Below are 10,897 nucleotides of genomic sequence, written 5' to 3' on the forward strand. Positions count from 1 at the left end.
ATATTGGCAGGGCTCTTTTTTTCTATAGAGAGTTGCTCCAAAAAATGGTATCATTAGTATGGATATTTTGGTGAGAGGAGGCGAATAAGTTGACTTCTAAAAATGAATTAAATCAAATGGATATACCTAAAAAAAGAAGACGTAAAAAAAGAAAAAAACGTCAGCATACTGATAAGTATTTATCAAACACGGGAACGCACGGAAAAAACAACGGATCAAATCAGCCTTACTTTTATGTAAATGACCAAGGTCAATTGATTAAACGTGTCAAAAGAAAACGTCGTCGTGATGTTTATGCTAAACAATCGGCGTCCAAACCGATTAATTATAAACGGATGATACCTGTAATGATTATTGTTCTTTTATTATCTGTCGCAGTGTTCGCTTTGTTTATGAGTTTTGGCAAGAAAAATGTTGCAGCACCTGATTTTACAGATAAGCATATAGGAGCAGCAGAAAAATGGGCAAATGAAAAAAGAATTCCTTTGACAGTAAAAGAAGTAAAAGATACTACTAGTTCAGATAATGTTATTTTAGATCAAGAATTAGGCTCAAATCGTGACGGATTAACAGTTTTTGTTAACTCAAAAGATAAGAAAGATGCAAATTTAGTCAGGGTGCCTGATTTTAATAAAAAACCACTTGAGGATGTAAAAAAATGGGCAGAGGAAAATAAGATTCAATTAATCATTCAGTCGGTAGAATCAACAGTTGATGAAAACAAAGTTATTACTCAATCTGCTAAACCAGAAGACTTTATTGCTAAAGATACGGTTTTAACGGTGACTGTCTCAAAAAAGTCTGATACAGTGCTTATGCCTGATTTTGAACAATGGTCTTTAAATGATGTTAAAGAACGTAAATTTCCCTTTAATATAACAGTTAAAGAGGAGTACTCGGAATCTGTACCTTATGGTAAATTGATTAAACAATCAAAAAATAAAGGTGAATCAATTGATAAAGATAATATAAATGAAAATATTGCGGTTGTTTATTCTTTAGGCAAACCATTTTTAAAGGCTTATTTTGGTCAACCAGAAGGTGATATAGCAAAGTTTTTATTCGAAGATTATGAAAGTAAAGGTGTAAAAATTACTTATAAAACATATCCAATCGATTCAGCAGCTTTGAAAGGTACGATTATTGCGATGAGTTCTTTCAATCAGTATATACCGATGACCTACCAGGTTTCATTTGGTATAAGTACAGGATATGCACCACCACAAAAGCAATCTATTTGTGACTAAAAATATTTAGAGAAATCTAGGTGTTTTTAGTCTTTTTTGTTTAATATATGACATCTATGTAATTATTATGTAAATAAAATAACGAAAATAACTATAGTTTGTATTTGATAAAGAACGTTGTTTATAAAAATAATAAGGCAAGTATAATTTATTTAAAAACGTTAGTATTATGTCATTAATTGTAGATGTTTTTGACAGGAGAGATAGCTGGAGGTGTGTCCGCTTCAAGTTCCGTGGCTAAAAAAATGAAGAGTTGAAATGTCGGTTCAAAATCAATCAATTTTTTAATCTAAATAGCATATCTGGTTATGAACAAAATTAATCAATATCGCCTAGATTAAGGATTTCAATAATTTAAGATAACAAATTATTTGAGAAATTTGACACGAGTACATGAGGAAGAACTAGAAAGTGAACGCAGTTACCCTCGTCCCGGGAATAAATGTTTTAGTACAATTATTGAGGAATACGCTTTGTCTGAATATCAAACGATGGGTGAAAATATTTTGAGGTATTCTACAAATCAAGAAATCGATGAAGAATACGTCGCTGACAGGATGTTTAATGGTTGGAAAGATAGTTAGGGTCATAACGAGAATATGTTGAAAGCGAAATTTGATGAAGGAGCAGTTGCTGTTTATATAAATGGAAATGTGTATTATGGTGTTACTTTATTTTATACACCATTTCAATAAATTATTTAAAACAACTGATTTTAACATCAGTTGTTTTTTTATTTATAATTCATTCAGATAATGTTTTGTTAATTATTTTTTAATGATATACTAATCTAAAATAACCTATTTTGTTGATGGAGGTGACTTTGTGAGGAATGAATGGATTAAGGAATTTAAACAACCGATGAATTGGCTTTATATTGCGATATGTCTGATTCTTCCGATTATAATTTTTACGGGATTTTCAAAAGATTGGTTTGGTGGGTTTTATCGCCAAAGCAACGCAGATAGATTACAGGTCGATATCGCTTTAATGCAATTTGAAAAAGTAGACGTAAAATATGGTGATGATATATATCAGAATTTAGCTGAACAGGAATCACTCTTAGCTCGCCGTTACAATAGTATGCTTTTTAATCAGCCAGAAAAGTTTAAAGAAGTCTCTTATGAATTGGCCCAAAAAGAGTTGACTGCACGAGAATCAAAGAACTTCTTGGAGATTAAAGATTTTCAACCACCGTTGTATGAGGTTCAGAAAAATAATGCATTGTTTGAATATCTAGTAAAACATAATGCACCATATGTTGTGACACCACTGACGCAAGCGTCATTTTTAATAACGTGTTTATTGATTTTTGGATTGATTTGGTTTCCAATTTGCGCGGTCTTGACGTCAAAAGCACTTACTGATGAATTACAGCATAAAAGTCTGACTAAAACTCAGCCAAATAGTTTTTGGCAAAGAACAAGCCGAAAGCTTCTAAGTAAAATGACCATAATTATTTTTGGTTTAATGAGTTCAACCGCTATCAGCTTATTACTCGTTACTTTTTTTGGCGATGATACGAATGATTTTTCCTATAAAACTATTGTTCATTTTTTAAAATTTACGCTTATTGATAATTGGCAATGGTTAGTTATATATATTAGCTACTTAATAGTTATGTTCCTGTTTACGTTTGTTCTGTCGGTGTTTCTAAATCAAACAAGTAAAAGTTTTTCATTAACTTTGTTAATCGAACTTGCAGTATACTTCTTCATTATCTTAATCGGTGACTCAGGTAAACTTTCACCATTATTTTTTGGATACTACCTTGTTCCCTCTAAATTATTTGAAGGCCGGTTTATGCTGCCTATGATTAATCCACTAACAGGCTTTGCTTATCTAATGATTTTTACGATACTTTTAATTATGGTGATAAATATTGTCAGAAGGAGGAGCAATCGGTGACTTACTTTAAAAGCGAATGTTTAAATTTTTTTACAAACAAAAATAATATTGCTGTTTACATTATACTTTTGGCATTTTCTCTTTTTTATTGGTTGAGTATAGAAAAGCAATACGAATCCAAGGAAATATCTACAAAAAACGAGATACAAGCTAGGGTGGATGTCAGAGATAAGTTTTTAAAGAGTATTCCAGCTGATGAACCACGGGAATTAATGCATCCATCGGTTGTGGAAGTGCTGAATACTTGGCCGCCGATTGTGGAAGCAGAAAAAGCCAGATTAGATGCATTAAACAAGAAGGATTATGTAAAGTATGCTGCAGCAACTGTTGAATGGTATCAGCTTGAACCTAATTTTATCAATAAAAAGTATTTTATTTACGGGAATTATTATGCTGATTTGGATGCAACTTTTGGTCGTCACTCTAACGAACTTAGATTATCTAAAATAAGTCAAAATAATCGTCCAGTGACATTAAATGAAATCAATGATAAGACATCTGCTCAATCAATCGTACGCTCATTAAACTATTGGCTCCCTTTAATTATAATGTTAGCAACTTTATTTTTATCTATGGATTTACTTTCCAAAGATCGAGAACACAAAACAATTTACAGTTTGCTGCCCATATCAAATGTTAGAAGAATTATAATTAAGGGATTCGTTTGTTTTGTTGGCGTACTATTAAGTTGTATTCCTTTATCAATTGGATTTATCGGTATAGGGCTTCAAAACGGTTTTGGCAGTCTAGATTTTCCCGAAGTTATGTTGTATAAAAATTCTGCTGCTATTATTACTATTAAACAGTTCTTAGTATATGGGATGATGTATCTTCTTTTATGGATATTTATTTTAATCATGCTGAGTATCATTATAAACTTATTTATTAAAAACAATGTGTTGGCCCTTTTAGTGTTATTAACTATACCATTTGGAGAATTATTGTATAATCGTGTTGGATACGGTGATATTCACCCGTATATTTCTTGGTTGCCCACTACCTATACTAGAGTAGGCGAAGTCTTGAGCGGTTATCGAGGTATGTACCTCGTCAGTAAAATTGATTTACAGATGACTGGTCTCAAAGTCCTTTCGGTGACAGCGTGTTGTGTATTTATTATTTTGATTCTTTCGGCTTATAGCAAACCGATTGTGCGAATGGAGGATTAAGGATGCTGAAATTAACTGATATTACAATTGGATATGGTAGTAAGAAAATCATCACGAATGTCTCGGAAACATTTACGCCAGGAGAAGTGGTGGGATTAGTCGCACCGAACGGTACAGGCAAAAGCACTTTATTAAATGCAATTATGGGTCAAGTGTCTCTAAAACAAGGTCAGATTGAGTTTAAGCAATCGTTAACTTATAAAAATCAACACTCTCGACGTAAAATTTATCGATTGGTGTCAATGATGCCGGATCAGAATGATTTGTACCCGGAATTAACTGGATGGCGTCATTTAAAAATGTATCGCGGTATTTGGAAAGCTAAAGGAATTGATTTAAAGCAATTGGTAAAGCGTCTTAATATGAGTCATTATGTCTATCAAAAGGTCGGCAGCTATTCTTTAGGGATGAAACAGCGATTATGTTTTGCAATGCAAATAGCATGCGACACAGAAATAATGTTGATGGATGAAGTGATGAATGGGTTAGATCCGAACAATGTTGAATTAATATCGGGACTCATTGATGAGAAAAGGCAAGAAGGCAAGACAATAATTATCGCTTCTCATTTGCTTGAAAACTTATCAGAATATGCAGATCGTATTTTTTTTATAGACAATGCACAATTAGAACTTTTTAGAGATAAGCGAAGACAAGATGAGTCAATCTACTTAAAACTATCAACAGAGGATTTTGATACCCATGCTTTCAATGTTGATTTATCTAGTGTGCTTCGTATTGATCAGTTCGTTTTAATTGATGTGACTGATGCAGACTATCGGAAGCTTCTACTAGAAGAGTGTGAGCGGTATGATATTATTCTTTATACGATTCAACACATGGAACTGCAAGATGCGTATAAAATAAAATTCGAAAATCAGAACTGATAAAAGAGGCGTGCTGTTACTAGGCAGGCCTTTTTAGCATTTTTAAAACTTTTCAGAAAGATAAGATTCTGTTAAAATATGAAGTGTTTTTATTTATTTAAACGAACTGACACTATATAATAGACTAGATAGACTTTAAAATAAGGGAATGATGAGGAAGAAAATGGAAGATAAAATTCAAGGGCTGTCTCTAAAAGAGGTTGAGTCGAGAAAGACAGCTGGCCGACAAAATAATTATGAGGAAAATGTGGCCAAAACAAATAAAGAAATTATTCAAGATAATGTTATGACATTATTCAACTTTTTAAATTTAGCGATTGCCATTTGTTTAGCACTAGTTGGTGCATTCAGTAATTTATTTTTCATGGTTATTATTATCGTGAATTGTGCAATGGGTATTATTCAGGAAATTCGTGCACGGAATTTAGTCGCTAAGTTATCAATAATCAATGAGGAAAAAGTGACTGTTATCCGTGATGGTCAAGAGATGGACATAGCATCAACTGATATTGTATTGGATGATGTTGTTAAGCTATCTACTGGAGAACAAGTGCCGTCTGATATGGTTGTCATTTCTGGTCGTGTTGAGGCAAATGAATCGTTGCTGACTGGTGAATCTGATCTCATTAGAAAAGAAACTGATAGTGAATTATTGTCGGGAAGTTTTGTCTCAAGTGGTCAATGTCACGGAAAAGTAATACATGTGGGTAAAGACAATTATGCAACTAAAATTGCTGATGAAGCTAAAGTTCACAAGCCGATTACCTCTGAATTAGTATCTTCAATTCGTAAAGTATCAAAATTTACGAGTTATATCATTGTGCCTATTGGTGTGATTCTATTTTGTGAAGCTTTATTTTTAAGAGATTCTGATGTTAAATCTTCCGTAGTCACTTCAGCCGGTGCTCTTTTAGGTATGTTGCCAAAAGGGTTAGTACTTTTGATAAGTATTGCTTTAGCTACTGCAGTTGCTAAGTTGGCGAAGAAACAGGTTTTAGTACAGAATATGTATTCTGTAGAAACGTTGGCTCATGTGGATGTAATTTGTTTAGATAAAACTGGAACAATTACTGAAGGTAAAATGCGCGTTCAAAATGTCATTGGGATGCACGTTGAGTATGCAGATGAAATTGATGAGATTATGGGCAGTTATATGTCGCAATCGACAGATAATAATATTACAATGCATGCAATTCGTGAGTACTTTCCAACGGATACAAAATATACAAGCACAAATGTAGTGCCGTTCTCTTCTGATAGGAAATGGGGCGCTATGGTTTTAGACAATCTTGGAACTGTTGCAATGGGTGCGCCTGAAAGGTTATTTGGCAGCATGGAACTTCCTGAAGAAGTTGTTGCTGCACAAAAAGAAGGGTTACGAGTTCTGATGCTTGGTATCAGTCATTCGACAGATTTGTCTGAAACAGGTCTGCCTGAGTTATCACCATTAGCTGTAATAACAATAGATGATCCAATTCGTGAAAATGCCAATGAAACATTGGCTTACTTACGTGATGAAGGTGTAGATATCAAAGTGATTTCCGGTGATAATCCCGTTACAGTTTCCAATGTTGCACGTCGAGCGGGACTTGATGATTATGAATCATTTATCGACTTATCAAAAGTAACATCGGATGTTGAAGTGAAAAAAATGGTTAACGAATATAAAGTGTTTGGCCGTGTATCACCGCAGCAAAAGAAAATTTTAGTTGAAGAATTAAAACAACAAGGTCATGTAGTTGCAATGACTGGTGATGGTGTCAATGATATGCTTGCATTGAAAGAAGCAGACTGCAGTATTGCTATGGCTGAGGGTGACAGTGCAACACGTCAGCTGGCAAATATAGTCTTGTTGAATTCTGATTTCACTACACTTCCAAATGTATTATTTGAAGGTCGGCGTGTGGTAAATAATGTGACAAAAGTAGCCAGTATCTTCTTTATTAAGACAATTTATTCACTGATTTTATCTGTTATCTGTATGTTGACGGCCATGGCATTTCCTTTTATTCCAATTCAAATTACTTTACTTGATTTGGCGATTGAGGGTTATCCCGCTTTCTTCTTACAATTTGAAAATTCTAAAGAAAAAGTAACGACTAAATTTCTGCCAACAGCATTAAGACGCGCGCTGCCTAATGCGTTATTGGTAATTTTTAACATAATCACGATTATGATTATGGGAAATCTAAATGGATGGGCACAAATAGAAACAACAACATTAATGTATTATATGTTAATAGCAGTAAGCTCGATGGCAGTTGTAAAAGCATGTTTACCGTTCAATGCTCTGAGGATTTTCTTGGCAGGAACTACGGTGATTGGTACATATGTGGCTGCTATGCTGTTTAAGGGCTTATTGGAAATTGAACTGTTGCCAATGTCGTTAGTACCGACATTTATTATTTTGATTGTTATTACCTTTATTGGTAAGATTATTTTAGATCGGGTTTTAATAAGAAAAGAATATCGACAAAAGATAGCTTAATTTATTTTCAAATAAAACAAAATATGGTATACTTTATTTTGTAGAATTACGTCAAATGGTCGCTCTTGATATTATCTCGAGCGACTTTTATTGACTGTTTAAATAGGAGTGATGAGTTTGGCTCAATTGATTCCTGAAAATGTGATTGAATCAGTCCGTAATCAGACCAATATTGTTGACGTGATTGGTCAGTATGTCCAATTGAAAAAGTCTGGAAAGAACTATTTAGGCCTATGTCCTTTTCATGACGAAAAGACACCATCTTTTTCTGTGGCTGAGGACAAACAAATTTTTCATTGTTTCGGCTGCGGAAAAGGCGGAAATGTTTTTACATTTATGCAAGAAATTGAAGGATTATCTTTTCCTGAATCTGTTGCAAAAGTTGCTGATTTATCGAATGTCAATGTTGATTTTGATTTATCTTCGACTAAAGATACTTCACATGTTTCTAGTGAAAAGCGTGAGTTGATTTCATTACATGAACGCACAGCAGATTTATATCATCATATTTTATTAAATACAAAAATCGGTGAGAAAGCGTTAGATTACTTGTCGAAGCGTGGATTGGATGAGCAGACGATAAAAGAATTTAAAATCGGTTTTGCTCCGATGGAAAGGCAAGTACTTTCTAAAGTCTGTCAAAATGACCATATACCTGATGTAATCATGGCAAAAAGTGGGCTCTTTTTTGAAACAAATTCTGGTGATTGGCTTGATCGTTTCTATCAACGAATTATGTTTCCGATTACTGATGAAAGAGGTCAAACAATTGGTTTTTCAGGTCGCATTCTAGCTGATGATGCCTTTGACTTAAGTGATCAGCCAAAGTATCTAAACAGCCCTGAAACCGAACTGTTTAATAAGCGACATGTTCTATATCATTTTAGTGAAGCGCGGCAAAGTATTAGAAAAAAAAGTGAAATTGTATTGTTTGAGGGCTTCATGGATGTCATTGCGGCTTGGAACTCGGGTATCAAAAATGGCGTTGCTTCGATGGGGACTAGCTTAACAACTGAACAAGTGACTATGTTAGACCGTGTGGCTGAGGATGCAGTTATCTGTTATGACGGAGATAATGCCGGAGTAGAAGCAGGTATTCGGGCAATTGATTTGCTGACTAGTCAAAGTGCGTTGTCTCTTCAGTTAGTCTCAATTCCTTATAAAATGGATCCCGATGACTATCGACAAAAGTATGGTGAGTCTGCTTTAAAAGAGTTGATTCAAAATCATCGTCAGACTATTTTACAATTTAAATTAGATTATTTGAGACAGGATAAGGATTTATCAAACGAAGTCGATAAACTTAATTATATTGAATCAGCTCTGAATGAAATAGTAAAAAATGCATCGATAATCGAGTCTGATTTAATTTTAAGTAGTCTGTCAAATGAATTTGGGATAGCCAAGGAATCACTGCAGCTTGATTATAATAACAAACGTAAACAGTATCGTCATTCGAATCGAGAACACTATGCTGTGGAAACACGTCCTGCTATGACTATGACTATTCCTGAGAGAAATAAGGCTGATATTGTTGAAAAAGCTGAAATGCTATTGATTTATCGATTATTAAACGAGAAAAGCATGCTTAATTCTTTTCAGAATCAAACGGATTTTTCTTTTTTTCATGATTGTTATCAAGAACTTTTTACGCATGTATCTAGCTATATCAGACTGTATGGGTCAGCACCGATTGCTGATATCTTAAATTACTTAAAAGAAGACGAACTAAAACAAACATTAGTTGAAATTTCTATGCAGGATTTTAGTTCTGAAAGCACGGAACAGGAATTACTGGATTGTTTTGCTGTCATTCAGCGGGCAAAAATCCAAGAAGAAATTAATCAAGCTAAAGAGGAACAATGTCAAGCCATGCAAATGGGTGATAAGAATCTAGAATTTGAAAAAACAATTGCAATCGTTCAATTACAAAAGCAGTTGAAAAATATATAGGGGGCATTCTTTATGGGTATTGAAGGAGTAAATAACCAAGTAACTTACAAGAAAACAGTTGAGGCGTTTATTCGTCAAAATAAAGCCAAAGGTCAAGTGTTTTATGATGAGTTGACGGATACTATTGCTACTCCTTACGAATTAAATGCAGATCAAATGGATGCGTTAATTCAAAAAGTTGAGGATGCAGGTATTAGCGTCGTCGATGAAAACGGCGAACCAAGTGAACATAGTATGCGAGTGGTTAAAAAAACTGAAGAAGCTAAAGAATCGAAAAAAGCAACAAAAGCAACTAAAAAAGAAGAAGAAGAAGATTTACTAGCACCAGCCGGTGTTAAAATAAATGACCCTGTTCGGATGTACTTAAAAGAAATTGGCCGAGTACCATTACTGAACGCTGACGAAGAAGTTGCGTTGGCGCTTAGAATTAAGGAAGGCGATCCAGAAGCAAAACAAGAATTGGCAGAAGCCAATTTACGTTTGGTTGTTAGTATTGCAAAACGTTATGTTGGTCGTGGTATGCAATTTTTAGATTTAATTCAAGAAGGTAACATGGGCTTGATGAAAGCAGTTGAAAAGTTTGATCATGAAAAAGGTTTTAAATTTTCAACTTATGCGACATGGTGGATTCGCCAAGCTATCACACGTGCCATTGCCGATCAAGCCAGAACAATTCGTATTCCAGTTCATATGGTAGAAACGATTAATAAATTAATTCGAATTCAACGCCAACTATTACAAGACTTAGGACGCGAACCGACACCAGAAGAAATTGGAGCTGAAATGGATCTTCCACCTGAAAAAGTGCGTGAAATTTTAAAAATTGCTCAAGAGCCAGTGTCATTGGAAACACCGATTGGTGAAGAAGATGATTCGCATTTAGGCGATTTTATCGAAGATCAAGAAGCAACAAGTCCTGCGGATCATGCCGCATATGAGTTGCTTAAAGAACAGTTGGAGAGTGTGTTAGACACGTTGACTGATCGTGAAGAAAATGTTCTTCGTTTGAGATTCGGTTTAGACGATGGGCGAACTCGAACTTTAGAAGAAGTTGGTCGTGTATTTGGTGTAACTCGAGAACGTATTCGTCAAATTGAAGCAAAAGCTTTAAGAAAATTACGCCACCCTTCACGTTCTAAGCAGCTAAAAGATTTTTTAGAATAAAAATAACGTCAAGTCCCTTTGAAAGAATATCTTTTAAAGGGATTTTTTTAGTTTTTCGTTTGTAAGTAATATAAATATAGC

The 10,897-nt window shown here is 34.2% G+C and carries 8 protein-coding genes; all 8 read left to right on the forward strand.

Annotation, left to right across the window (positions count from 1 at the left end):
• Nucleotides 1-89: 89 nt before the first annotated feature.
• The 8 genes from CBF37_RS00315 (at nucleotide 90) to rpoD (ending at nucleotide 10,816) form a co-directional block, all read left to right on the forward strand.
• Nucleotides 90-1,247 carry a PASTA domain-containing protein gene (locus tag CBF37_RS00315; protein ID WP_125982816.1) on the forward strand — a complete coding sequence of 386 codons (1,158 nt, stop codon included), beginning with the start codon at nucleotides 90-92 and terminating at the stop codon, nucleotides 1,245-1,247.
• A 380-nt stretch (nucleotides 1,248-1,627) separates the two neighbouring features.
• The gene (locus tag CBF37_RS00320; protein ID WP_165866586.1) at nucleotides 1,628-1,831 is read left to right on the forward strand and encodes a hypothetical protein; all 204 of its coding nucleotides are present in this window, start codon (nucleotides 1,628-1,630) and stop codon (nucleotides 1,829-1,831) included.
• Between the two features lie 241 nt (nucleotides 1,832-2,072).
• Nucleotides 2,073-3,155 (forward strand): ABC transporter permease subunit, encoded by a 1,083-nt coding sequence (locus CBF37_RS00325; protein ID WP_125982818.1) that lies wholly within the window; start codon nucleotides 2,073-2,075, stop codon nucleotides 3,153-3,155.
• Nucleotides 3,152-4,324, forward strand: a complete 1,173-nt coding sequence (locus CBF37_RS00330) for a hypothetical protein (protein WP_125982819.1) — start codon at nucleotides 3,152-3,154, stop codon at nucleotides 4,322-4,324. The genes CBF37_RS00325 and CBF37_RS00330 overlap by 4 nt, the downstream gene beginning before the upstream one ends.
• A gap of 2 nt (nucleotides 4,325-4,326) precedes the next feature.
• A complete protein-coding gene (locus CBF37_RS00335) occupies nucleotides 4,327-5,211 on the forward strand; it encodes an ATP-binding cassette domain-containing protein (RefSeq protein WP_125982820.1) in 885 nt (294 codons plus the stop codon).
• A 151-nt stretch (nucleotides 5,212-5,362) separates the two neighbouring features.
• Nucleotides 5,363-7,699, forward strand: a complete 2,337-nt coding sequence (locus CBF37_RS00340) for a cation-translocating P-type ATPase (RefSeq protein ID WP_125982821.1) — start codon at nucleotides 5,363-5,365, stop codon at nucleotides 7,697-7,699.
• Between the two features lie 117 nt (nucleotides 7,700-7,816).
• A complete protein-coding gene (gene dnaG, locus CBF37_RS00345; RefSeq protein WP_125982822.1) occupies nucleotides 7,817-9,652 on the forward strand; it encodes a DNA primase in 1,836 nt (611 codons plus the stop codon).
• A gap of 12 nt (nucleotides 9,653-9,664) precedes the next feature.
• Nucleotides 9,665-10,816, forward strand: a complete 1,152-nt coding sequence (gene rpoD / locus CBF37_RS00350) for an RNA polymerase sigma factor RpoD (protein WP_125982823.1) — start codon at nucleotides 9,665-9,667, stop codon at nucleotides 10,814-10,816.
• The last annotated feature ends 81 nt before the right edge of the window (nucleotides 10,817-10,897 follow it).

The sequence above is a fragment of the Vagococcus vulneris genome (genome assembly GCF_003950515.1).
In the GTDB taxonomy this organism is placed as follows: Bacteria; Bacillota; Bacilli; order Lactobacillales; family Vagococcaceae; genus Vagococcus; species Vagococcus vulneris.

What these genes read in the sequence shown, in the direction of transcription:
- CBF37_RS00335 (WP_125982820.1), top strand. Translation starts at nt 4,327, where the DNA reads ATGCTGAAATTAACTGATATTACAATTGGATATGGTAGTAAGAAAATC.
- CBF37_RS00340 (WP_125982821.1), top strand. Translation starts at nt 5,363, where the DNA reads ATGAGGAAGAAAATGGAAGATAAAATTCAAGGGCTGTCTCTAAAAGAG.
- rpoD (WP_125982823.1), top strand. Translation starts at nt 9,665, where the DNA reads ATGGGTATTGAAGGAGTAAATAACCAAGTAACTTACAAGAAAACAGTT.